General features: G+C 61.2%; 23 protein-coding genes. 9 read left to right on the forward strand and 14 right to left on the reverse strand.

All coding sequences use genetic code 11. The features are described from left to right. Nucleotides 1-127: 127 nt before the first annotated feature. Both JZX88_RS19010 and JZX88_RS19015 read left to right on the forward strand, forming a co-directional pair. Nucleotides 128-433, forward strand: a complete 306-nt coding sequence (locus tag JZX88_RS19010) for a DUF2249 domain-containing protein (RefSeq protein WP_206914434.1) — start codon at nt 128-130, stop codon at nt 431-433. A 78-nt stretch (nt 434-511) separates the two neighbouring features. Beyond that, the gene (locus JZX88_RS19015) at nt 512-1045 is read left to right on the forward strand and encodes a DUF2249 domain-containing protein (protein ID WP_206914435.1); all 534 of its coding nucleotides are present in this window, start codon (nt 512-514) and stop codon (nt 1043-1045) included. An 80-nt stretch (nt 1046-1125) separates the two neighbouring features. Here JZX88_RS19015 and JZX88_RS19020 read toward each other — a convergent pair whose 3' ends face one another. After that, entirely contained in the window at nt 1126-2358 is a 1233-nt protein-coding gene (locus JZX88_RS19020) for an NnrS family protein (RefSeq protein WP_206914436.1), read from the reverse strand. A gap of 236 nt (nt 2359-2594) precedes the next feature. On the opposite strand from JZX88_RS19020, the gene nirK reads away from it, so the two are divergent. From nirK to JZX88_RS19035, 3 genes are all read left to right on the forward strand, one after another. Then, entirely contained in the window at nt 2595-3737 is a 1143-nt protein-coding gene (nirK, locus tag JZX88_RS19025; RefSeq protein WP_206914437.1) for a copper-containing nitrite reductase, read from the forward strand. Nucleotides 3738-3846: 109 nt separating this feature from the next. Then, complete coding sequence (locus JZX88_RS19030) at nt 3847-4764, forward strand: SUMF1/EgtB/PvdO family nonheme iron enzyme (RefSeq protein ID WP_206914438.1); 918 nt, start codon at nt 3847-3849, stop codon at nt 4762-4764. A 149-nt stretch (nt 4765-4913) separates the two neighbouring features. Continuing rightward, entirely contained in the window at nt 4914-5615 is a 702-nt protein-coding gene (locus JZX88_RS19035; RefSeq protein WP_065117779.1) for a Crp/Fnr family transcriptional regulator, read from the forward strand. 72 nt (nt 5616-5687) lie between these two features. Here JZX88_RS19035 and JZX88_RS19040 read toward each other — a convergent pair whose 3' ends face one another. The 11 genes from JZX88_RS19040 to JZX88_RS19090 form a co-directional block, all read right to left on the reverse strand. After that, a complete protein-coding gene (locus JZX88_RS19040) occupies nt 5688-6083 on the reverse strand; it encodes a cytochrome c family protein (protein WP_206914439.1) in 396 nt (131 codons plus the stop codon). A 67-nt stretch (nt 6084-6150) separates the two neighbouring features. Further along, a complete protein-coding gene (locus tag JZX88_RS19045; RefSeq protein ID WP_206914440.1) occupies nt 6151-6711 on the reverse strand; it encodes a gluconate 2-dehydrogenase subunit 3 family protein in 561 nt (186 codons plus the stop codon). Then, nucleotides 6711-8396, reverse strand: coding sequence for a GMC oxidoreductase (locus JZX88_RS19050; RefSeq protein ID WP_206914441.1), 1686 nt, complete (start codon nt 8394-8396; stop codon nt 6711-6713). The genes JZX88_RS19045 and JZX88_RS19050 overlap by 1 nt, the downstream gene beginning before the upstream one ends. A 148-nt stretch (nt 8397-8544) precedes the next feature. After that, nucleotides 8545-9399, reverse strand: coding sequence for a sugar phosphate isomerase/epimerase (locus JZX88_RS19055; RefSeq protein ID WP_206914442.1), 855 nt, complete (start codon nt 9397-9399; stop codon nt 8545-8547). Between the two features lie 129 nt (nt 9400-9528). Then, nucleotides 9529-10698, reverse strand: a complete 1170-nt coding sequence (locus JZX88_RS19060) for a Gfo/Idh/MocA family protein (protein WP_206914443.1) — start codon at nt 10696-10698, stop codon at nt 9529-9531. Nucleotides 10699-10709: 11 nt separating this feature from the next. Beyond that, on the reverse strand, nt 10710-11759 hold the full coding sequence (locus tag JZX88_RS19065; protein WP_206914444.1) for a sugar phosphate isomerase/epimerase: 1050 nt from the start codon (nt 11757-11759) through the stop codon (nt 10710-10712). A gap of 33 nt (nt 11760-11792) precedes the next feature. Continuing rightward, a complete protein-coding gene (locus JZX88_RS19070; RefSeq protein WP_174032376.1) occupies nt 11793-12815 on the reverse strand; it encodes a LacI family DNA-binding transcriptional regulator in 1023 nt (340 codons plus the stop codon). 3 nt (nt 12816-12818) lie between these two features. Beyond that, on the reverse strand, nt 12819-13787 hold the full coding sequence (locus tag JZX88_RS19075) for an ABC transporter permease (RefSeq protein WP_206914445.1): 969 nt from the start codon (nt 13785-13787) through the stop codon (nt 12819-12821). Nucleotide 13788: 1 nt separating this feature from the next. Further along, nucleotides 13789-14733: an ABC transporter permease gene (locus tag JZX88_RS19080; protein WP_206914446.1), complete on the reverse strand. Its 945-nt coding sequence runs from the start codon at nt 14731-14733 to the stop codon at nt 13789-13791. Then, nucleotides 14730-16223 (reverse strand): sugar ABC transporter ATP-binding protein, encoded by a 1494-nt coding sequence (locus JZX88_RS19085; RefSeq protein WP_206914447.1) that lies wholly within the window; start codon nt 16221-16223, stop codon nt 14730-14732. The genes JZX88_RS19080 and JZX88_RS19085 overlap by 4 nt, the downstream gene beginning before the upstream one ends. Before the next feature lie 103 nt (nt 16224-16326). Beyond that, nucleotides 16327-17349 (reverse strand): substrate-binding domain-containing protein, encoded by a 1023-nt coding sequence (locus tag JZX88_RS19090; RefSeq protein WP_065117945.1) that lies wholly within the window; start codon nt 17347-17349, stop codon nt 16327-16329. A gap of 309 nt (nt 17350-17658) precedes the next feature. On the opposite strand from JZX88_RS19090, the gene JZX88_RS19095 reads away from it, so the two are divergent. The 4 genes from JZX88_RS19095 to JZX88_RS19110 all read left to right on the forward strand — a co-directional run bounded on the left by JZX88_RS19095 (nt 17659) and on the right by JZX88_RS19110 (nt 22593). After that, nucleotides 17659-18054 carry a cupin domain-containing protein gene (locus JZX88_RS19095; RefSeq protein ID WP_206914448.1) on the forward strand — a complete coding sequence of 132 codons (396 nt, stop codon included), beginning with the start codon at nt 17659-17661 and terminating at the stop codon, nt 18052-18054. Nucleotides 18055-18273: 219 nt separating this feature from the next. Then, a complete protein-coding gene (locus JZX88_RS19100; RefSeq protein ID WP_206914449.1) occupies nt 18274-19905 on the forward strand; it encodes a SulP family inorganic anion transporter in 1632 nt (543 codons plus the stop codon). Beyond that, a complete protein-coding gene (locus JZX88_RS19105; RefSeq protein WP_206914450.1) occupies nt 19889-20506 on the forward strand; it encodes a ParB-like protein in 618 nt (205 codons plus the stop codon). The genes JZX88_RS19100 and JZX88_RS19105 overlap by 17 nt, the downstream gene beginning before the upstream one ends. Further along, nucleotides 20503-22593, forward strand: coding sequence for a mechanosensitive ion channel domain-containing protein (locus tag JZX88_RS19110; protein ID WP_206914451.1), 2091 nt, complete (start codon nt 20503-20505; stop codon nt 22591-22593). Before JZX88_RS19105 ends, JZX88_RS19110 begins: the two co-directional genes overlap by 4 nt. Before the next feature lie 27 nt (nt 22594-22620). Here the strand turns inward: JZX88_RS19110 and purU are convergent, their stop codons facing one another. Further along, the gene (gene purU / locus JZX88_RS19115) at nt 22621-23505 is read right to left on the reverse strand and encodes a formyltetrahydrofolate deformylase (RefSeq protein ID WP_116979301.1); all 885 of its coding nucleotides are present in this window, start codon (nt 23503-23505) and stop codon (nt 22621-22623) included. 56 nt (nt 23506-23561) lie between these two features. Further along, nucleotides 23562-24116 carry a sarcosine oxidase subunit gamma family protein gene (gene soxG / locus JZX88_RS19120; protein ID WP_206914452.1) on the reverse strand — a complete coding sequence of 185 codons (555 nt, stop codon included), beginning with the start codon at nt 24114-24116 and terminating at the stop codon, nt 23562-23564. Between the last annotated feature and the right edge of the window lie 10 nt (nt 24117-24126).

Consider the following 24126-nt stretch of genomic DNA (forward strand, 5'->3'; position numbering starts at 1 on the left):
CCTGACGAATCTCAGGTTTGTTTGCGCGGCGACAATGTCTCCCGACCGCCCGGCGGATAGGTTTTTCCAGTCCGTCGGCCGGCCGCACCGCCGGACATCATTCCATCCGCGGCCGTGGAGCCAGCCTATGTCCGAAGCCCAAACCGCAACCAATATCGACGTGCGCATCATTCCGCATCGCGAACGCCATCCGCGCATTTTCGGTGCGCTTGGCGCGTTGAATGAGGGGCAATCTTTGCAGATCACCAGCGATCACGATCCCCGTCCACTGCTTTACCAGCTGGCCACCAATTTCCCCGGCCAGTTCGGCTGGGAATATCTCGAACAGGGCCCGGACGTCTGGCGCCTCGATATCGGCCGGCTGGAAGAACAGGCCGAAGGTTCCGAGGACGATATGTCCGGCTGCGAATGCTGCTGCGGATCCGAACATTGACCCCTGCCCCGGCGGTGTGGTGAAAAGACCTCTGGCGGATGGCCCTTGCCGCCGCCAGCCGACAGATGAGGTGATGCAATGACGGAAATGATCAGGGAACTCGATGTCCGGCCGCTTTTGCTGAGCGGTGGCGAGCCCTTTCCGGCCATCATGGAAGCCGTGGCCGGGCTTGCTCCCGGCGAGGCGCTGCGATTATACGCCACCTTCCGGCCCGTTCCGCTGTTCAAGGTGATGGCGGAGCGCGGTTTCGACCATCAGGTGAGGGAAATCGGCGGCGGCGACTGGGAAGTGCTGTTTACGCCGCAATCCACTGAGACCGAACAGATTTCCGTGTCACCGGCGCTTGCTGGCAATGCCGAGGAGCCGCAGATATGGCCGGACCCGGTCATCTATCTCGATCTGAGCGATGAGACGGCCGAAGGCCAGGCGAGCCGCACGCTTGCCGCACTTGACCGTCTTCCGCCGGGTGCCGTGATCTTCGTGCTGATGCCGCAGGAGCCGACTTTCCTTTACCCGGAACTTCTGGCACGGGGCCATCAATGGGCCGGCAATTTCGACGAGGCGCGCACGGCGTTCCGCATCTTCATCCGCGCCGGCGTCGGCGCGCATTAAGCCGGATATCAAATCCCAGAAAACGAAACGCCCCGGAAATTGCTTCCGGGGCGTTTCGTTTTGGCGGCGTCGCAAGCAATCTAGGCTTTCAGCGGTTTGCGCTCACGCATCAGGATCGGCCCATATTCAATGCAGAAGAGACCGAAACCCACGATCCAGAAGAGCGCCGAGCAAGCGTAGAGATGCATCATCGCACCGGGGAAGAACTCGGCTGCCGGTCTCAGCAGCGCGCAGGCGATCAGCGCCACATAAGCGGCAATGGTGACCCCGCTGGCCGCAAGCTTGCGCCCGGTATGGCCAAGGCTCGCTCTCGTCATCACCGCAAGCATCATGCAGCCGATAACGCCGACGGTGAAGACATGCAGGACGGAGCGTGTATCCATGACATCAAGAGCCGCAAGCGCTATGGTGATGAAACCGACGGGAATGAAGGCATAGGCCACATGCAGCACCACCAGCACCTGCTCCGGCCATGTCGTCCAGCCGCGCCAGCGGATCAGACGCACGGCGTGCATGAAAGCCGCCAGAAACGCCGCTGGCACCGCCACGATGCTTTCGGGTTCAATCGTCCAGACGGCCAGCGCCGCGATGCCGGTGAGGATGGCGGCGGTGTCGAAGCCGTTATAGGGAACCGGGAAATCCGTGCGGCCAAAACGGTTCAGCCAGTTGCGGGTGAAACTCGGCACGATGCGGCCGCCGACGATGATGACAAGAACCGTATAGGCCGAGACCGCAAGGCGGGTCGCGATCTGGCTATGATCGCCCCCAATCGCCGCAACGTGGAATATGATGTTGGCGACGGAAAGCGCCAGCAGCCCGCCCAGCACCTTCAGGTCCTTCCATTTGCGCCCGGCAATGACCTCGCGCGCGCAGATCGCCAGAAGTGCCGGCAGGAAAAGCCCATCGACGGCTGCGGCGGTGACCACGCCCACCTGGTCCGACACAAGCAGGAAAAGCCGGCCGGCGCACCAGAGCGCAAACAGCCACACCAAGGGTTTGCCCGATACCGGCAGCCGCCCCGTCCAGTTCGGCACGGCCGTCAAAAGAAAGCCCGCCAGCACAGCCGAAGCGAAACCGAACAGCATCTCATGGGCATGCCAGTTCGGTGCGCCGTAATCCCCGCCGAGGTCGATGAAGCCCGAAAGGGCTGCGATCCACAACACCATCGCCACGATGGCCCACAGGGCACCGCCGAGGAAAAACGGCCGGAAGCCGTAAGAAAAGATAACCGGGCCGGTGCGCGCCAGCCCTCTTGGAATGCCGCCCTTTGGCCGGCTGCGCCCTTCGGTGAGAACGGTTTCGCTGCCACTCATTATGATGCTCCTTGCTTGGTCTTGACATATGTCTAGACGCAAGCCCGTCCGGCTTCTTTGCGAACAGGCAAAGAGGCGGTGCGACGCTTCCACACCGGCCTTCAGCCGCCTGCCAAAATGTCGCAGGGTGCCGAAAGCGAAGTTTGCTCCATCTCAAATTGTATTTCCGCCCCTCCGCTACAAACGCTGTGACAGAGCGAAACATGCTCTGCCCCAAGAGGGATAGGAGAAGAATGATGACGGAAACCTTCCACATCACACGGCGTAATATTCTCGCAGGCGCAGCATTTGCAGGGGCTGTAGCCCCCATGATCATCCCATCGGCAGCGAGCGCGGCAGAGGAAAAGAAAGCCGCAGCCAAGCCATTGACGAGCGCTGAGATTGCAGCGCTGCCTCGCGTAAAAGTTGATCTCGTCAAACCGCCCTTCGTGCACGCCCACACGCAGAAAGCCGAAGGCGGACCGAAGATCGTCGAGTTCACGCTCACGATCAAAGAGCAGAAGATGATCCTCGACGACAAGGGCACCGAGGTCCACGCCATGACCTTCAACGGTTCGGTTCCCGGGCCTCTGATGGTGGTGCACCAGGACGACTATGTCGAACTGACCCTCATCAACCCCGATACGAATGAGCTGCAGCACAATATCGATTTCCACTCGGCCACCGGCGCGCTCGGCGGCGGCGGGCTCACCATCGTCAACCCCGGTGAAAAGGCGATCCTGCGCTTCAAGGCCACCAAGGCCGGCGTCTTCGTCTATCACTGCGCACCTCCCGGCATGGTGCCATGGCACGTCACCTCGGGCATGAATGGCGCGATCATGGTGCTGCCGCGCGAGGGCCTGACGGACGGCCACGGCAAGGAGCTTGTTTACGACAAGATCTATTATGTCGGCGAGCAGGACTTCTACATCCCGCGCGACGAGAACGGCAATTTCAAGAAATATGAAAGCGCCGGCGATGCCATGGCCGACACGCTGGAGGTGATGCGCAAGCTGACGCCGAGCCACATCGTCTTCAACGGCGCTGTCGGCGCCCTGACCGGCGAACATGCCCTTCAGGCCGCCGTTGGCGAGAAGGTGCTGATCGTCCATTCGCAGGCTAACCGTGATACCCGTCCGCACCTCATCGGCGGCCATGGCGATTATGTCTGGGCGACGGGCAAGTTCCGCAACCCGCCGGATCTCGACCAGGAAACCTGGTTCATTCCCGGCGGCACGGCGGGCGCAGCCTTCTATACCTTCGAGCAGCCCGGCATCTACGCTTATGTCAACCACAACCTCATCGAAGCTTTCGAGCTGGGTGCAGCCGCCCACTTCAAGGTGACGGGTGAGTGGAACAACAGCCTGATGCAGGCGGTGCTCGCCCCATCGAGCATCTGACACAAACGGGAGCGCGCTGCCGCCAGCGGTCGCGGCGCGCTCCCCCTTCTGCTATGCGGCCTGAAAGCAGGCCCGAACTTTGGCGTCTTCTCGACGCAGGCAGGTTCCCATGGGTATTCCCGGCAACAGCCACCTCCCAAATGCCGTCTCGCTTCTTCTCCCGCTCTCGATTGCAACGCTGCTGGCAACGGCCATCGGTTTCCAGTCCGGGATCATCCGCAGCGGTATTGATGACCGCGCGGCCATGATGGCTCCACAGGTCGTTACAGTGCCCGCCGGACATTTCACCTATCGGGCGGAGGGCGAATATTTCCGCAATGGTTATGCCGTCGATGGTCCAATGGTCGACGTGGCGATGCGACAAAATCTGACGATCATGAAATATCAGGTATCGAGCGCGGATTATGCGCGCTGCGTGGCGGAAGGCGGTTGCCAGCAGCCGGAACCCGGCTTTGCCGCTCCGGTCGGCGGCGAGATACCGGCAACCGGTATCAGCCAGGACGACGCCCGCGCCTATGCAAAGTGGCTGAGCGAGCGGACAGGCGAGGTCTGGCGCCTGCCGAGCGACGCTGAACTGGCTTTCGCCGCCGGCTCGCTTTTTCCGGATGAGACGCTCGGTGTCGCTGCGGACAGTGAAAACCCGGCTTTGCGCTGGCTGGCGGATTACGAGCGACAGACCAGCCGCAAGGCCTCGGGCAACCCCGTGCCGCAATCCTATGGCAGCTTCGGCGAAAACGAATATGGCCTTGCCGATTTCGGCGGCAATGTCTGGGAATGGACCTCGAGCTGCAGCCACCGCGTGACGCTCGGCAAGGATGGTGAGGCAATCGATAGCGTCGCCTCCTGCGGTATTCCGGTCGCTTCGGGAAAACACCGGGCGGCGATGAGCGCCTTCGTCAAAAACCCGAAAAGCGGCGGCTGCGCCGTTGGTGTACCGCCTGATAATCTCGGGTTCAGGCTCGTGAGAGACACGCGCTGGTACGCGCCGCTTCTCGAAAAGCTTCGTGCCACCACCCTGTTTTCTTGACAATCGTCAATTAAAACAAGTGCTTGATTCATATCATTTGATCTTCTGCCGCCGGTGATAGTGCTGTATGCTGACAATACAGAAAAGGCCGGTCCTCGATTGCCGCTGCAATCACCTTGAGGATCGTCCGATCACCGGAGAGGGTGCAAGTGAAGATTGACCGAAGCGTCATCCGGTCGCTGGCCTTGTTTGCCAAGATGGCCGACGATGAGCTGGACGGACTGCTGACCCACGCCACATCCCGGCTGGTGCCGCCGGGCGAAGCCATTTTCGAGCAGGGCCAGTCGGCAACGCATTTCTTCCTGCTTATCCATGGCCGCCTGAAGGTGACGCAGGTGACGCATGACGGCCAGCAGATCATCGTGCGCGTGGTGCATCCCGGTGATCTCTTCGGTTTCGCAAGAGCGCTGCAACGGTCCGATTATCCCGGCACCGCCACGACGGCGGCCGAAAGCGTCATCCTGTCGTGGCAGACGGACCTCTGGCCGCAATTCGTCGAACAGAACCCGCATCTTGCCGTTTCCGCCATGCAGACGATCGGCCAGCGTCTGGAGGAAGCCCATACGCGCATCCGCGAGATGTCGACACAGGAAGTGGAGCGCCGGGTGGCCCATGCCGTGCTGCGCCTTTCGCAGCAGGCGGGCCGCAAGGAGGAAGACGGCATCCGTATCGACTTCCCGATCTCGCGGCAGGATATTGCCGAGATGACCGGCACGACGCTGCACACGGTCTCGCGCATCCTTTCCAGCTGGGAGTCCAAGGGACTGGTGCAGGGTGGGCGACAAAAGCTTCTGGTCTGCAACCTGCCGGGCCTTGCCCAGCTGGCGGAAGGCGAAGCAAGCCAGGTGTAGCGCGCAGGTGCCTGTCGCCATACCGCCGGCCTTCGCCAAGGGCCGCGCCTCGACCCGTCTGTCCCGCCGCTCTCATTCAGCGGGCTTGGAAGCCGCGCTTTCGATATAGGCGATGAGATTGTCCAGATCTTCCGGCTTGCTGATGCCGGCCAGCGCCATCTTGTTTCCGGGTATTTTCTTTTTGGGCGCGCTGATGAAATCCCGCAATTCTTCGGGTGTCCAGACAAGACCGTCCTCACCCGCTTTTTTCATCGCAGCCGAGTAAGTATAGTCAGGCGCGCCGCCCGCTGCACGGCCGATGATGCCGTTAAGCTGCGGGCCGACCCGGTTTTTCGCGCCCTCGCCGATGGCGTGGCAGGCGGAACAGCGCTTGAAGACCGCCTCCCCCTTGGCAACATCGCCCTCCGAGAGAGCGGGAATGGCGCTTGCGGTCAGCATTGCCGCCGCGATGATTATTGTCTTGCGCATCGTGTCATCCTTATCTTGCCGCATGAATGCGGCCCGCCCGCAAATGCGGACGGGCCGACAATTCTCCTCAGGTCGTGCCCCAGGCGGGCGTGCCCTTCTTATAGGGAACGCGGTCTTCGAAACCACCGGGAATCTCGTCGTAGACGAGCACTTCCGTGGCGCCGATCTTCGAGGTGAAGAAGCCGAGTAGCGTCAATTGCTTGACGAGCGTGAAGGCATGCGGCTTTGCCGGTGTCTGTTCCGCCTTGGCCTGCTTGTCCAGCGCCGAAAGCAACGCTTGCCGTTGCTCTGCCGTCAAATCCAGAAAGCCCTTCTTGTGTTCGGCCTGACTGCGCTTCTCGATGTCGGAAATTGCCGAGAGGAAGAGAGCACGTTGCTCGTCGGTGTAGCAGTCGGCCGCATAGACGGCCATGAATGCACCCACTTCGGCATCCTTCGCCCCCGGCGTGGAGGTGCGGGGAATGATGGTTTCCGCCACCTCATCCAGAAAGCGGATTTCCTCCGGGGTAAAGACATGGGCAGCGCCGGCGGGCTTGGCAGCGTTTTCGGCGGCCGTCAGAACATCCGCGCCGATCAATGGAAGGCCGGTGGCAATGGCTATCAGTTTCAGCAGTTCGCGTCTGTTCATCACAGGTTCCCCTTCTTGCGTTCGGAAACGGCAAAATCGGCCGCACGCGCCGTCAGCGCCATATAGGTCAGGGACGGGTTGACGCAGGAGGCCGAAGTCATGCAGGCACCGTCAGTCACGAAGACATTGGGCGCATCCCAGACCTGGTTGTTGCCGTTGAGGACGGAGGTTTTCGGGTCGCGTCCCATGCGGGCCGTTCCCATTTCATGAATACCCATGCCGGGGGCGTAACTGCCCCGCGACGGCTTGACGTTCTTGATGCCGACCGCCTCGAACATCTCGACGGCGTCATTGACCATGTCTTCGCGCATATCGAGTTCGTTCTGCTTCATCTCGACATTCATTGACAGGACCGGCAGGCCCCATTTGTCCTTCTTCTCATGATCCAGTTTCACGCGGTTCTCATGATAGGGCAGCATTTCGCCGAAGGCGGTCATGCCGATGGTCCAGCCGCCGGGCTCTGTCAGCGCCTCCTTGTAATCGGCACCGATATTGAGTTCGGCGATTTCCCGCTCCCAGCGCGAACGGCTGGCCGAACCCTGATACCCGAAACCGCGCAGATATTTGCGCTTGTCGTCGCCGGTATTGCGGAAGCGCGGAATGTAGAAGCCCGCCGGGCGGCGGCCCTTGAAGTAGAAGTCCTCGAAACCTTCCACCTGGCCGGTGGCGCCCATGCGGAAATGGTGGTCCATCACGTTATGGCCGAGTTCGCCCGAGCTGCTTCCAAGTCCGCCTTCCCAGACGTCTGTGGCCGAGTTCATCAGCACCCATGTCGAGTTCAGCGTCGAGGCATTCAGGAAGATGATGTCGGCGGTATATTCATAGGTGAGGTTGGTTTCTGCATCGATGATCTCGACGCCACGCGCCTTCTTCTTGTCCTTGTCGTACAAGATTTCCTTGACGATGGAGAAAGGCCTGAGCGTCAGATTGCCGGTGGCGACCGCCGCAGGCAGGGTCGATGCCTGCGTGCTGAAATAGCCGCCGAAGGGACAGCCCAGCCGACACTTGTTGCGGAACTGACAGCGCGTGCGCTCCTGATCGGGAAGTTCCTGGGTGATGTTGGCGCAGCGCGAATTGATGAGATGGCGCGTGCCCCTGAAGGCTTTCTTCAGCCGGCTCGCCACATCCTGCTCGACGAAATTGAGCGGAATGGGCGGCAGGAATTCGCCATCAGGGAGAATATCCAGCCCCTCGCGGCTGCCGGAAATGCCGGCAAAACGCTCGACATAATCATACCATGGAGAGACGTCTTCATAGCGGATCGGCCAGTCGACGGCGATGCCTTCCTTTGCATTGGCTTCGAAATCCGTCTGCGACCAGCGATAGGTCTGGCGGCCCCAGAGCAGCGAGCGGCCGCCGACATGATAGCCGCGGAACCAGTCGAAGCGCTTTTCCTCGACATAGGGCGTTTCCTGCTCATCGGCCCACATGCCGAGCGTTGCCTCTTCCAGCAGGTAATCGCGGCTGAGGACGGGATATTTCGCCTTCATCTCCTGCGTGGCGCGGTTGCGGTGGGGATAATCCCAGGCCTCCTTGTCCGCATTCTGATAGTCGGTGATGTGCTCGATGTTCCGGCCGCGCTCCAGCATCAGAACCTTCAGGCCCTTCTGCGTGAGTTCCTTCGCGGCCCAGCCTCCACTGATGCCCGAGCCGACAACAATCGCATCATAATGATTGTTTGCCATGATAACTCCTCCGATGTGACGTGGAAAAAACGACAAGACGAAGCGCTTCCCGTCGCGGTGCGGCGGAAACTGGTCATGCGTCTGTCGAACCTCATGCGCCCCGGCGAAACCGGCCGCCGGGGAGCGGTTCTGGTTTTACTGGCAGTGATTACTGAAGGGTCGGCAGGCGTTCATTGAGGAACGCATTGCCCTTGGTCACGACAGCTTCGGCATCGAGCGGAAGGTCGTGCTCAAGGATGAACCACTTGACGCCGGCCTGCTTGGCCGCCGGCAGAATTGCCTTCCAGTCAAGAACGCCGGTGCCGAGTGTGGCAAAGCCGCGCTCGTTTTCCGCCGTGCCCGCAGGCGCGTTGTCCTTGGCATGGATGGCAAATACCCGGCCCTTCAAGGTGCCGAGGAACGCGGCCGGATCATTGCCGCTGCGCGCCACCCAGGCGACATCGAGCTCGCTCTGCAGTTTCGGGCCGGCAGCATCCAGCAACAGCTCAAGCGCCGTCTTGTCATCGAACTTGACCATTTCAAAGTCATGATTGTGGTAGGCCATCGAGAGGCCCGCCGCAGACAGCTTGTCCGCGTAACCACCAAGCTCCTTGCCGAAGGCGGTCCAGCCTGCGGCGTCCTTCGGGCGGTCTTCCGGCTTCAGGAAAGGCACGGTGACAACAGGATTGCCGACGGCCTTCTGCTCGGTGATGACCTCATCGAGGTTGCCGCGCAGCTTATCGATCGGCACATGCGAGGAAATGACCTTGATCTTGTGCTTTTCCAGGAGCGCGTTCAGCTCGCTGGCGCTGACCTTCTGCATATCCACCGTTTCAACTGCCGAAACACCAGCGCGGTTGAGAATGGCAAGCTGCTCCTCAAGCGTCCCCGCATTGCGCAATGTGTACATCTGCGCGGCGATCGGCAGCGTCTTGCTGTCTTCGGCCAGAACCGGGTTCGTGATGCCGGCCGCCAATGCGACGACGGCTGCCATCTTCACGAATTTTGACTTGAACGTTTTCAAACGCGTAACTCCCTTTCCGTTTGATCAATGTGACGACACGTGTGCCCACGCCTTTCCCGGCCTCCTAGCCAGGTTATGCCGGGCACCACCTCCTGTGCCCTGCGTCGTCCGTCCTCGATAAGCGATGATCTAGATGTCGATCCCTACCCAGGACGAGGTCCGACTGGACCGCACGGCCGCATCGATGAATGCGAGACCCGCAAGGCCGTCCTCTATGCCGGGGTAAATCACCTCCCCGGCGGCTGTCTTTCCCTCCCTCTTTGCGATGATTGCATCTGCGGCTTCGCGGTAAATCGTCGCAAAACCCTCGAGATAACCCTCCGGGTGCCCTGACGGCACGCGGCTGACACGGTTGGCGGCAGCACCTGCGCCTGCCCCGTTGCGGGTGATAAGCCGCTTAGGTTCGCCATAAGGCGTGAACCACAGCTCGTCCGGCACCCGGTGGTGCCATTCAAGCCCGCCTTTATCGCCATAGACCCGCAGCGACAGCGCATTTTCATTGCCGACCGCGATCTGGCTCGCCCAGAGCATCCCCTTGGCGCCGCTTTCATAACGCAGCAGAATATTGGCGCTGTCATCCAGCTGCCGGCCCGGAACGAACGACGTCAGATCGGCATAAAGGCTTGTCGGGATTTCGCCCGTGACGAAGGCAGCGGCGTTGAAGGCATGGGTGCCGATGTCGCCGATTGCCCCGCCCGCGCCGGAGCGGCTGGGGTCGGTGCGCCATTCCGCACCCTTCGCACCCGTCTTTTCAACGGCTTCCGTCAGCCAGTCCTGCGCATATTCGGCCTGAACATGGCGCAGCTTGCCGATGGCTCCATCGGCGATCATCTCGCGCATCTGCCGCAGCATCGCGTAGCCGGTGTAGTTATGCGTCAGGATGAACAACCTGTCGGATGCCCGGACAACCCCGGCAAGCTCCTTCGCCTCTTCCAGCGTCGCGGTCACCGGCTTGTCGCAGATGACGTGGATGCCGGCGTCGAGAAATGCCTTGGACGGAGCAAAATGCAGATGGTTGGGGGTGACGATGGCGACCGCCTCGATGCCATCTTCCCGACCAGCCTCGAATGCCGCCATTTCCTCGAACGAGGCATAGGAGCGCTCCGGCGCAATGCCGAGCAGGGTTGCAGAAGCGCCAGCACGCGCGGGATCGGAGGAAAGCGCGCCGGCCACCAGCTCGTAACGGTCATCCAGCCGGGCCGCGATGCGGTGCACGGCACCGATAAAGGCACCCTGACCACCACCGACCATGCCGAGGCGGATACGGCGGCTATCGAATTTCTTTGTAGCGGAGGACATGGCTATCCCTTTCAAAGTCCAAGAAGGCGACGATTGGCGGCATCATCGATGCCGCTTTTGGCGAAATCGTCGAAAGCCCGCTCCGTCACGCGGATGATGTGATTTTCAATGAAGCTTGCGCCTTCACGCGCGCCGTCTTCCGGGTGTTTCAGCGCGCATTCCCACTCCAGCACCGCCCAGCCCTCGAAGTCATATTGGGTGAGCTTGGAAAACACCGCGCCGAAATCGACATGCCCGTCGCCCAGCGAACGGAACCGCCCAGGCCGGTCGACCCAGCTCTGATAACCGCCATAAACGCCGGAACGGCCAGTCGGATTGAACTCGGCATCCTTGACGTGAAAGGCACGGATACGCTCGTGGTAAATGTCGATGAAACCGAGATAATCCATCGCCTGCAGGACGAAATGCGAGGGATCGTAGAGCAGGTTGGCACGCGGGTGATTACCGGTGGCGTCAAGGAAACGCTCGAAGGTAACGCCATCATGCAAATCCTCACCCGGATGCAGCTCGTAGCAGAGATCGATGCCATTCTCTTCGAAGACATCGAGAATGGGTGTCCAGCGCTTGCCGAGTTCGGCAAAGGCCATTTCGACAAGCCCGGCCGGACGCTGCGGCCATGGGTAAACGAACGGCCAGGCAAGCGCGCCGGAGAAAGTCGCATGGCTCTTGAGGCCAAGGTGCTGCGACGCCTTCGCCGCATACTTCAGCTGATTGACGGCCCATTCCTGCCGCGCCTGCGGTTTGCCGCGCAGTTCAGGCGGCGCGAAACCATCGAACATTTCATCATAGACGGGATGAACGGCGACAAGCTGGCCCTGAATATGCGTCGAAAGCTCGGTGATCTCGACGCCGATCTCGGCCAGACGGCCCTTGATATCGTCGCAATAGGTCCTGGAGGCGGCGGCCTTTTCCAGATCGAAGAGTTTGGGATCGGTCGGCACCTGAATGCCCTTGTAACCGAGCGAAGCCGCCCATTGGCCGAGATTGTCGAGCGTGTCGAAAGGGGCCTCGTCTCCGGCAAATTGCGCGAGGAAAATTGCCGGGCCTCTGATCGTCTTCATGTCCTTACACTCCTTGCATTCACAGTCTGGCCGCTACCGATGCGGCGGGCGGCAGGGCGCGACCGAGCCGCGCACCACCAGTTCCGTATCCAGCACGATGGTTTCAGCCGTGCGTTTTCCGTTCAATCTGTCCACCATCAGCGCCATGGCCCTGCGGCCCATTTCCTGGCGGGGCTGGCGCACCGTCGTCAGCGGCGGCTCAAACGCATTGGCGAAGATGATGTCGTCGAAGCCGATGACGGAGACGTCGGCCGGAACCGAAACCCCACGCGCCCGCAACTCGCTGATCGCGCCAATCGCCATCTGGTCGCTAGATGCGAAGATCGCGGTAAAGGTGATGCCGCCTTCGAGAAGGCCGGTTATCGCCTGACGGCCGGCCTCGATGCTGTAGTCGCCCGTCACCACCAGTTCGTCGGTGTAGGTTATGCCAGCCTCGGCAAGTGCTGCGCGGTAACCATCGAAACGCTCCTGCGCCAGACTTTCCGGAACGGGACCGGCCAGATGCACGATCTCTTTATGCCCCGCCTCGATGAGGTGCCGCATGGCATTCATGGAGGCGGCACGGTTGTCCACCTTGACGGTCGGCAGCGCGAGGCCGGGCACCGTTTCCGACGCGATGACAATCGGCGGCAGTGCGTCGCCCTGATCGAGAAGCTCGGAGGGAAACTGGCCGGTCATCAGGATAAGCCCGTCGGCATGTTTCTGGCGCACCATGTCGATATGGGTCGCCACGCGGTTCTCGTCGTTGCGGGCATCGCCCATCAGCACCTTGAAGCCCGCTTCGCCCGCCGCTTCCTCAACGCCCTTGTAGATTTCGAGATAAAACGGGTTGCCGATATCGCGAACGAGAAGGATGACGGTGTTGTTGGATTGGCGGCGGAAACTGGCCGCCTGCGCATTGGGAACGAAGTTCGCCTGCCGCACGGCGTCGAAAACCTTCTTCCTGGTTTCCGGGCGAACCTTGTCGGGTTGCTGCAGCGCCCGCGATACGGTCGCGATGGAAACGCCCGCGAGAGCTGCAACTTCCCTGATATTCGAACCTTGGTCTTTGCTCATCTGTCACACACGCAACTGCTTTTGGCGGCCATAAAGCAGCATCAGCGCTAGCAACGTGACACCGAATATGATCTGCCGTGCCCATACATCGAGGTTGAGCGTTATCAGTACGCTTTGCAGAATGGTGAGCGCAACTGCCCCGGCCATGGTTCCAACATATCCGCCCGCACCGCCGGCAAGCGAGGTGCCGCCGATGACAACAGCGATGATCGACGGAAGCACATATTGGTCGCCGACGGAGATGAAGGACGTGCCGGTGTAACCGATGACGCACACCCCGGTCAGCCCGGCAAACAGGCCGGAAAGGCCATAAAGCAGCGTGCGGATCAAAGAGACGGGCAATCCGGTAAGCGTCGCCGCCCGCTCGTTGGAACCGATAGCATATATGGCGAAACCAAAGGCGGTACGGCGCAGCACGAAGAGCATGATTGCGGCGATGCCCAGCCAGACGAAGAGTACGCCGGGAATACCGAAAATGAGCGGACGGTTGATGAAGCCCGCCAGCAGTGGCGCTGCCGCACCTGATGGAACGCCCTGCGAATAGACGACCAGCCCGCCCTGAATGACGGCCGTCATGCCAAGCGTCATGACCAGCGGCGGAATGCGCACGAAGGTGATGCCGAGGCCGTTGATGAGGCCGATCAGGAAGGGAATGCCGCCGGCAACGAGAATGGCAAGCGGAATGCCGACATTCTGGCCGTTCATCATATTGCCGGCAAGGACGGCGCCAAGCGAGATCATCGCGCCGACGGAAAGGTCGATGCCTTCACGGCCGCCGAGGATGACGAGGTTCTGGCCCGCCGCGACGATGCCGAGAATGGCGGCAATCGTCAGCAGCCGCACGATCTGCGAGCCCTGGGCGAAGCCGGGCGACAGCAATTCGCCGACCAGCAGCAGGAAGGCCGATGCACCAATGGCGATGGTCAGGGGATCGGTAAGGAGGGTTTTGATTTGTAAGCCGGGATTGGTCATATCAACGCCTCGTCACCAGAACACCGCCGGCCAGCGCCGTCAGTACGATCAAACCCTGCACCAGTGTCTGGTACTCGAAAGGCAGGCCCGCAAAGAAAATCACATTGCCGATCATGCCCAGCACCAGCGCGCCGGCAATCGACCCGGTCGAGCTGCCGAAACCGCCCGAAAGTGCGGTGCCGCCCAAAACCACGGCCGAGATGGAAGACAACGCCAGACTTGCGCCAAGCAGCGGGTCGCCCGAGGCGGTTTCGCCCGTCAGGCAGAGCGCTGCCAGCGCCGAGAACAGGCCGGAGATCATATATGCGCCGATGCGGATGCCGGAAAGGCGCAGGCCCGTCTGGAAGGCGCCGGTGCGATTGCCGCCGACGGCAAGCAGATGCGTGTGGAAAGGAATGCGCGACACGATCAGCGTGAAAGCGATGCCCGCCAGCAGTACCCACAGCACGAATGGCAGGCCGATAAAGCTGCCGGAATAGGTCTGCCAATAGGCTTCCGGCACCGGAAGACCTGCCTGCGGCAAGACCCAGATCGCCAGACCGGCGAAGATAATGCCGGTCGCGAAAGTGGTGACGATAGGCTGGAAGCGCAGGCCGGAAATGAAGAAACCATTGACCAGTCCACAGAGCAGCCCGACAGCCGCACCCGCCGCCATGCCGGCGAAGACAGCACCCGTCGTGCCGCCGAGTGCGGCGATGACGCTGACGGTGACGACATTGGCGAGCGCCACGATGCTGCCGACTGAAAGATCGATATCTCCGGCCAGAATGACGTAGGTCTGGCCGATGGCGACCAGGATCAGCGGCAGAAACGTCGTCAGGTTCGATTGCAGCACGGAGGGCTGAACGAAGGATGGCTGCAGAAACGTGTTCACGGCAACGAGAACGGCCAGAACGACGAGGGTGATGATCCAGGGTTGCCTGCGCAGAAAGCCTTGGGAATTCATGCGGCGTCTCCATAGGCGGCGCGGGTCATGTTGACGGATGTCATGTCGGCTCCGGTCAGTTCCGCAGAGATGCGTCCGCCGTTGAAGACGAGAATGCGGTCGGCATATTCGAGGATTTCCGCATCTTCCGAGGAATAGAGAAGAATGGTCGCGCCGGCGTCGGCCTGTTGCCGCATCAGCGCGAAGAGATCGGCCTTGGCGCCGAGATCGATACCCTTGGTCGGATCATCAAGCAGAAGCAGTTTCGGCGATGTGGCGAGCCAGCGGGAAATGAAGATCTTCTGCTGGTTGCCGCCGGAAAGCGTACCGATGGCCATGTCCATGCCGGCGAACTTCGTCTTCATATCATCAGCGACCTTTTGTACCCGCGGCTTCAAAGTTGCGGGCCGAACCAGCCGCATCTTTTCGCGCACCATCAGCGCGGCGACGAGATTTTCGAAGATCGACCGGCCCTGAAGCGAGGCGTCCCGGCCGCGATCGCCCGAGACATAGGCAAAACCGTTGTGAACCGCCTGCGAAGGCTTGCCGATGGTGATTTCACGGCCCTCGAAGCGGACTTGGCCTGTCGCAAAGGGCGTTGCACCAAAAAGGCCCTTCAGCAAGGCCGATTGGCCCTGCCCCTGCAAACCAGCCAGACCGACGATTTCACCCGGATAGGCTTCCAGGGTAACGCCACGAACACCATCACCCGCAACACCAGTCACCTTAAGGCTGGGTGCGGCAGCAGCGCGTCCCTGCTGGCGGGCGGGTGCTGCGCGGACATCGCCGACCATGTCGTGCACGACGGCTTCACGGGTGGTGGCCGCCGTATCGAGTTCGGAAATCGTCGCGCCGTTACGCATCACGGTGATGCGGTCGCAGACGGCAAAAACCTCGTCGAGACGGTGGGAAATCATGATGGTCGAGATACCGTCGGCCTTCTTGGCCCGGAGTATCTCGAAAAAGCGCTGGGACTGGCGGCCATCGAGCGCCGCCGTCGCCTCGTCCATGATCATCAGGCTGGCATTCTGGGCGAAGACCTTGAGGATTTCGACGAGCTGGCGCTGATCCGGCGGCAGATTGCCAACGATTGCGTCCGGCTCCAGCCCTTCCCCTGCCACGCCGTCAAACAGCGCAATCAGTCTGGCTGCTTCGGCCTTCAGCGCCTTGCCATCAATGAAGATGCCGCGCTTCGGCTCGCGGCCGAGAAAGATATTATCGGCGACCGAAAGCTGCGGAACGAGGCTGAGTTCCTGATAAAACAGCGCAATACCGGCATTTTCGGCGTCCCGCGGGCTTTTGAAGCGTACTTCCGCACCGTTGAACCGGATCGTGCCGCTGGTCGGCGCGACCGCGCCCGCAACGATCTTGCAAAGCGTGCTCTTGCCGCAGCCATTGGCGCCCAGCAGCGCGTGAATTTCACCGCGACCGACGGTCAGCCTGCCGGCGGAAAGCGCGCGCACGGCGCCAAAATTCTTCGTTATGCCGGCCGCTTCCAAAGCGTTCGCCATCGCATGTCCCCGAATATTGCTTGTCACAGGCGGATGGCCAAGGCCCTTTCCGCACTCGAAATTGTGGTTCGGGCCGGCGTTCGCCGCCAGCCCGAGAGCGGTCTTACTTGAAGAACTCGCCAGCCTGCTCCGGCGTCACGGTTGCCGTGACGGACCAGTAGCCCGGCTTGCCATCGGCGGCCTTGATATTGTCGGCAAGGTTGTCGTTGCTGACGAAGGGGATCGGAATATAGATGGCGTTGCCATAGGTGCCACCGAAGACGCCGTCCTTGAATTCCTTGCCCTGCAGCTTCAGGACAGCAACGTTGAGCGCGCTGGCCATGACACCGGGAGGATTGACCGAAGCGCCGGAATTGAACTTTTCCTTTTCCCAGCGGGTCATGAAGTCCTTGCGGATTTCACCGGTCGCGGCAATGTCCTTGGTCTTGCCGGCGGCTTCGATGGCGCGCCATGCGCCGTCCGCCATGCCGTCCTGCACCCAGACGCCGCTGATGTCGGGATAGGTGGCAAGCAGGTTCTGCATGGCCTGCTGGCCCTGCGCCTGATCCCAGCTTGCATTGGCTTCGTTCAGCACCTTGATATCGGGGTATTTCTTGAACACTTCGCGGTAACCGGCGACGCGGGCCTCATTGGCGGGGTTGCCGGCGATGCCGTTGATGGCGACGACACTTCCCTTGCCCTTCAGCGCATCCGCAAGCCACTGCGCGGACTGTGCCGCCCATGCCTTCTGGTCGATGCCGACATAGATCGCATCCTTCGAGGACACTTCGGCGTCAGTCGCGATAACGAGAATGTTGCGCGCCTTTGCCTGCGCGAAGATCGGATCGAAAGCCGTCGGGCTGCCGGGGTTGATAAGGATCGCATCAACGCCCTGGTTCATGAAATTGCGGATATGGCCAATCTGCCCCTGCACATCAACATTGCCGCTCTGGACAACAACCTCGACCTTGACGCCCTTTTCGCCCCAAGCCTTCGCGGCAGCCTGAGCCTCTTCGATCATCTGCGTGCGCCATTCGCTACCAACGAATGAATTGGAGAGACCGATCTTGAAGCTCTGTTCCTGCGCGTGCACGGACGTGCCGGCCGCCAGCACCATCGCAGCAGCAGCCATCAAATGTCTAAACATGAAAATTTGCTCCTCCAAGCACGGTTTTCAACGATGAAACCGTTTACATCCGCGAATGTAACCGGTTTCATAAATGAGTCAATCCCGAGAATAATTTTTGTCATCACGTCTGAAAGGCCGTGGAACAAATGTCTTCAGTGTCGAAAAATGCTCGCAAAAGAATGAGATAACCTAGAGAAACAGGAAAAATGCCGGGCATTTGGAAAATGCTTCGGAGCCTGCCACTCGATCAGATTTTTACGCCCCCCGGTGGACAACAGACAAATTCCCACATCCAATCGTGACACGATATCAGACAGGAGAATGACCATGGAAATATTGCGCGCAGGAACCCGAGCGTCCGCCAAAGGCCCCGAGGCATGGTTCACGGGAACAGTCCGCATCGACCCGCTCTTCAACCCCTTTGATGCGGAGCGGGTGCAGGGCGCCCAGGTCACCTTCGAGCCCGGCGCCCGCACCGCCTGGCATACCCACCCGCTCGGCCAGACACTGATCGTCGTCTCCGGCTTCGGCCGCGTGCAGCGCGAGGGTGGCCCGGTGGAGGAAATCCGCCCCGGAGACGTCGTGTGGTTCGCACCCGGCGAAAGACACTGGCATGGCGCGGCACCCAATGTCGCCATGACCCATATCGCGCTTCAGGAGGTCAAGGACGGCAAGGTGGTGGACTGGCTGGAACATGTTACCGACGAGCAATATGGCGGCTGAGATTGGCCTTCCGGCCGCTTCCTTGCTCGCCGGAAAGCGGATGCTCCAACGACGGCGGGACGCGGAACGACTGAAATATTCCGGTCACGCAATTTAAACTTTGACTTGTATCCGCAATGGGTGAAACCTTCATGCCAGCGCGGTAACAGGGTGGAGAATCGTGATCTTGCCGGGTGAAACTTCTATCGCCTCCAGTGGCGCCGATGCGGTCGAAACCCCATGTCCGTGACATTGAGCCGGCGTGATGTAATTGCTGGATTGTCGATCGCCGGCCTGATGCTGCCGGAAGCCATCGCCTATTCGGGAATTGCCGGCGTTCCGGCCCAGCACGCCATTCTCGCGGCCATCATGGGCTGCGTCGTCTATGCCGTTTTTGGCCAGAGCCGGTTTGCGGTGGTGTCACCCACATCGTCCTCCGCCGCGATCCTGGCGGCCATGCTGGCCACGCTCTCCGTCACCCCCGCGCAGAAGATGCTGCTTGTTGCCATTTCTGTCGCGCTGGTGGGCATCCTGTTTCTCCTGGCGGCCGCCACGCGGCTCGGCGCGCTGTCGAGCGTAATCTCACGCCCGGTATTGCGGGGTTTTGCGTTCGGCCTTGCCATCCTGATCACGATCAAGCAATTACCGAGCCTTTTTGGAATAAAGGAAGCGACCGGGGAACCTCTGGCGATCCTTTTGCAGATCCTGTCCCATCCGCGGGACTGGAGCCCCGAAAGCATCGCCGTCGGCCTTACCGCGCTTGCGCTGCTCCTATTCCTGCGCAGGCGCCCGGCCATCCCCGGCAGCCTTGTCGTCATCGTGGCAGGTATTGCCGCCTCTATCTTGCTCGATCTTCAAAGCCGCGGCGTCGCCATTGTCGGCCCCATCGATCTCGCCGGAATATGGGCCGGCCCGCTTTCGGTGTCGCTCGATGACGTCGCGCATGTCGCGCGCTTCGCGCCGCCGTTGGTCCTCATTCTCTTTGCGGAATCCTGGGGCACGATCCGCAGCTTCTCGCTGCGCCATGGCGAGAGCGTCGATTCCAATCGCGAATTGCGGGCCTTCGGGTTTGCCAATATCGCCAGCGCCGCCGTGCAGGGCATGCCGGTCGGCGCCGGTTTTTCCGCCGGTGCGGCAAGCGAGGCGGTCGGGCCGCAGAGCCGGTTCGCCTCGGCCATCGCCGCAATCGGCCTTGCAATCTTCAGCCTGCTCGCCTCCGGCTGGTTCGCCTACATTCCACAGGCGGTGCTGGCAGCCGTCATCGCCGTAGCCCTTCTGCACGCGCTCGATCCGACGCCGATCATCCGCCTGTGGCGGCTTGGCAACGACGCCTGGCTGGCGCTTGCCGCCGCCGCCAGCGTGCTGGCATTCGGCGTTCTGAACGGCATGCTCGTTGCCGTGGCGCTGTCCTTCGCGGTCTTTGTCCGCCGGCTTTCCCTGCCACACGTGATGCATCTCGGAAGGCTGGGCGACAGCCACGATTTCGTTGACATGGAACGCCACCCGGATGCGAAGGACATATCCGGCATGATCATTTTGCGCCCGGCGCAGCCGCTGTTTTTCGGCAATGCCGAGCCGATCCTTGCCGCCGTCACCAAACGTATCGCCGCAAGGCCGGAACTGCATGTCGCGATCATCAGTCTCGAGGAAAGTTTCGAACTGGATTCCACCGCGCTCGATGCGCTGCTGGAATTCGATACGGCGATGCAGCGTGGCGGCACCACGGTCTATTATGCCCGCATGCACGACCATGTCCGGGACCTGCTGCTCGCCGGTGGCGGAGACAATCTGGTGGCGCACAGCAGTTTCAGCGTCGATGATGCCGTAACCACGGCCATGGGCCGGGAGAACAGCCATGCCACAGCCTCTTGAACCCCACCTCAGACCGATTGAAATCACCGCGCTCAGACCGACCCAGATGACGGTCGGCCTGCGTGAGGTGGAAAACAAGCGCAAACAATGGGCCGCCATCCGCGATGAAAAAGGACCGGATTTTCTCGGCCACCACATGGTGCCCGTCGTCATCGGCTACAAGCAGCGCCTCTATCTGGTCGACCATCATCATCTTGCGCTGGCTTTGCATGACGAGGGCGTGAAACATGTCCTGACCAGCATCGTTGCCGATCTCTCCCATCTCGGCCGGCAGGAGTTCTGGTCGGTGATGGATCATCGCAGTCTTGTTTACCCCTTCAACGCGGACGGCAAGCGTTGTCCCATCGATGAGTTGCCAAAACGGATCGTCGATCTCGAGGACGACCCTTTCCGCTCGCTGGCCGGCGCGGTTCGCGATGCCGGCGGTTTCGCCAAGATCGAAGCGCCTTTCACCGAATTTCTCTGGGCGGATTTTTTCCGCCGCCGGGTGAGCGGCAAAGACCTGCGCCATTCCTTTGAAGAGACGATAGAAAAAGCCGTGGAACTGGCGCGCTCGCACGAAGCACGGCATCTTCCCGGCTGGTGCGGGAGAGCCGGATGACCACCCTTCACTGCCTTTTCAGACGGATTGCAGCTATCGCCATCGCGCTCGTCGCGCTCGGAGCGACCGGCCTTTCCGCGCAGGAACAGCCACCGGTGAAGGCGGCCTCGCCCGGGCAGACGACGGAAGAAAAGGTTGACCAGTTGCTGCAACTTCTCGGTCAGGACGACGTTCGCGCCCTGCTGGCACAGAAACTTGCGACAACCGGCGCGGAGCCGCCTCCGCAAACGGCATCACCAAGTCAGCTGAGCGATCTCGACCAGTGGGCGAGCAAGCGGCGCGAGCATCTTGCCCGCATCATGGCCGACCTGCCGACGATGTCCTCGCAGATAGCCTCCGCATCAGGAAGGCTTGGCGACGCGATCCGCGCCTATGGTCCCGTTATTTTCCTGCTGCATGTGCTTGTCCTGTTCGGCGCGGGCCTTGCCGGCGGCGTTATCACCAACCGCATCATCGTCATGCACGCATCCCGCAAAAACAGCGGGGATATCGGCAAATATGCCTCGGCCGTCGTGTCGAGGCGGCTCCTGCCCCTTTTCGGATACGGCCTTGTCGCAACCGCCATGTTCCTCAGCATCCAGTGGCCGCCCCTTTTGAGCGCGGTTCTGCTGCCCTGGCTTGTGATGAGTATTCTCCTGCCGGTGCTTTTTGCCGTTTCCGGCCTGTTGCGGCAGGTGGTTGGCCGCGAAGCCAGCCCGCGGCGTGATTTCTGGATCGTCCGCTGGACGTGGCTTGCAACGCTTGCCGGGTTTTGCTGGGCGTTGCTCAGGACGCTCGAAAATCTCGGCGTTCCGCGCGATACGCTCGGTCTGTTGTCCACCGGCTTGGTCGGCCTCCTGTTTCTGCTCGCCGGCCTCTGGATATGGCGGCGGCCCGGCGGCGATCCGGGTTCTGAACGGACGCGGGCGATCGATGTCGCGCTGATCTTCTGCCTCATCATCCTCTTCGGATTGCGCCTTGCCGGCGCAGGCGTGCTGTTCTGGATCGGGCTTTATGCGCTTGTCCTGCCGGGCCTTGCCTCGACGCTCGGCATCGCCGCGCGGAAACTCGCAACCGATATTGGCGGTTACAGTGAGAGCGACCTTCGCCCCGTTCTGGCCGAGCGCGGCATGCGGCTCGCCATCGTCGGAACGGCCATCGTCTGGCTGATCTTCCTCGTCCGCGCCCATCCGGATTCCCTGCCTGATGGTGCCCTGCTCACCTCCATCGTCGTCGGCGTCCTGCACGGCGCACTCATCCTGCTGCTTGCCGATCTCATATGGATCGCCATCAAGTCGATGATCGCCCGCCGGCTGGAATTGAGCGCCCCTGCCGGCGACGCAATCAGCGGCCACTCCGGCGGCCAGCCGCAGGACGACCGGCTTTTGACCATTCTGCCGATCCTGCGCAACATGCTCGGCATCATCATCGCCGCAGTCGCCGTCATGACGGCGCTTTCGGAACTCGGCGTCAATATCGGTCCGCTGCTGGCGAGCGCCGGCATTTTCGGCATCGCCATCGGTTTCGGCTCACAGACGCTGGTGAAAGATATCATCAGCGGCGTGTTTTACATGATCGATGACGCTTTCCGTGTCGGCGAATATATTCAGAGCGGTTCCTATCGCGGCACCGTGGAATCCTTCAGCATCCGCTCGGTCAAACTGCGCCATCATCGCGGCCCGATCTTCACCGTGCCGTTCGGGTCGCTCGGCGCGGTCGAAAACATGAGCCGCGACTGGTCGATCGACAAATTCATGGTCACCGTTGCCTTCGATACCGATATCGCCAAGGTCAAAGCCATCACCAAGGAGATCGGCAAGGCACTGAAGGAGGATCCGGAATTCGGGCCGTTCCTCATCGAGACCGTCAAGCTGAAGGGTGTCGAGCACTTCGGCGAATATGGCATGACGCTCGGCTTCGGCATGATGCTGCGCGCCGGCGGACAATCCTCAGTGGTGCGGCGCAAGGCCTATTCGATGTTGAAGGATGCATTTGCTGAAAACGACATTCAGTTCGCCAGCATGACAGGCGCCTATCCCGCCGCGCGGTCCGCGAAGCGCCTGGAGGAGGAGCAGGGCGGCGACATGGAGCCGCCGCCCGAAGAGTAAAGCTCCCGCTCTCGCGCACTGCTGCACTTATCCCATGCGCTCGGACACATATTCCCCCGGCGAAGCGGGAAACACCACGGTTCTGTTGCCGTTGAGGAAGACCCGGTGGTGAATATGGGCGTGGATGGCGCGGGCAAGCACCTGGCTTTCAACATCGCGGCCAAGCGAGACGTAATCGAGGCCGCTCTGAGCATGGGTCACGCGGATTGTATCCTGCTCGATGATCGGCCCCTCATCGAGATCGGCAGTGACGTAATGGGCAGTCGCGCCGATCAGCCGCACTCCGCGCTCATAGGCCTGCTTGTAAGGGTTGGCGCCCTTGAACGATGGCAGGAAGGAATGATGGATATTGATGATGCGCCCCGACATTTCCTGACAGAGCCGGTCCGACAGAACCTGCATGTAACGCGCCAGAACCACGAGTTCCGCACCGGTATCCTGCACCACCTGCAGGATTTCCGCTTCGGCCTCCGGTTTCGTCTGTGGCGTGACACGGATGTGGTGGAAGGGAATATCCTCGTTCACCACCTGCTTCTGGTAATCGAGATGGTTGGAGATCACCGCAACGATCTTTACCGGCAGGGCGCCAATGCGGGAGCGATACAGCAGATCGTTGAGGCAATGGCCAAAGCGCGACACCATGATCACCACCTTGGTTTTGCGGGAGAGATCATGGAAATCGTAATCCATGTCGAAATCCGCGGCGACCGGTGCGAAGCCTTCAAAGAGGGCGTCGCGCTCCAGCCCCTGTTCCGAAACGAAGCTTAGCCGCATGAAAAAACGGCCGGTCTCCTGATCGGTGAATTGCGAACTGTCGTTGATGTTGCAGCCGGACCGCGCGAGATATCCGGATACGGCGGCAACGATGCCGCTGCGCGCCGGGCACGAGACTTTCATGACATAGATGGTCAAAATCCTGCTCCCCCTTGATGGATCAGCACTCGGACAGTTTTGAAACCGTGGCGAGTTCAGGCGATTTCAGCGGCAAGTTCCCTGCAGCCGGTTTCAAGCAAATGGCCTAGATGCGGCAGGAAACTGTTCCATATATCCATTCGGAAACGGTCTTCCGCATCGCGCCAGAGCACCACGGTCACGCCGTCGAAAATCGTCCGGCGGGCCTCGCCCACCGCAATTGTGTCGATATCGCGGGCGCAGCCAAGCGTCAGAAGTTCAGCGGCTCGCGGCCCCTCGATCAGCAACGTCACTTCCCGTCCGGAAATATCGACGAGGCTGTGCGGATGGCCGGCATAAACGCCGGCGCAGGCCGCGATCAATTCGCCGACTTCACCGGCAGGGGCAATGATCGTCCATTCATCGGGACCAAGGCGCACGGCCTGCCTTTCGCCAGCGGAGGCGCGGGCACCTATCCGCTCGGGCAGGGTCAGGCCAAGTGCCGCGCCGAGTGGCGCGACATCACCGCGGGCGCGCAGCGACAGCCGCGCCTGCGCCGGCAGGATGCTGACCCGCGCCGCCTTGCTTTCAGCCAAGGTGCCGGAAATGGGGGAGGAAACACGCATGTTCATTGTCATCTCC

The sequence above is a fragment of the Agrobacterium sp. OT33 genome, assembly GCF_017313365.1.
Taxonomy (GTDB): Bacteria; Pseudomonadota; Alphaproteobacteria; order Rhizobiales; family Rhizobiaceae; genus Agrobacterium; species Agrobacterium rhizogenes_A.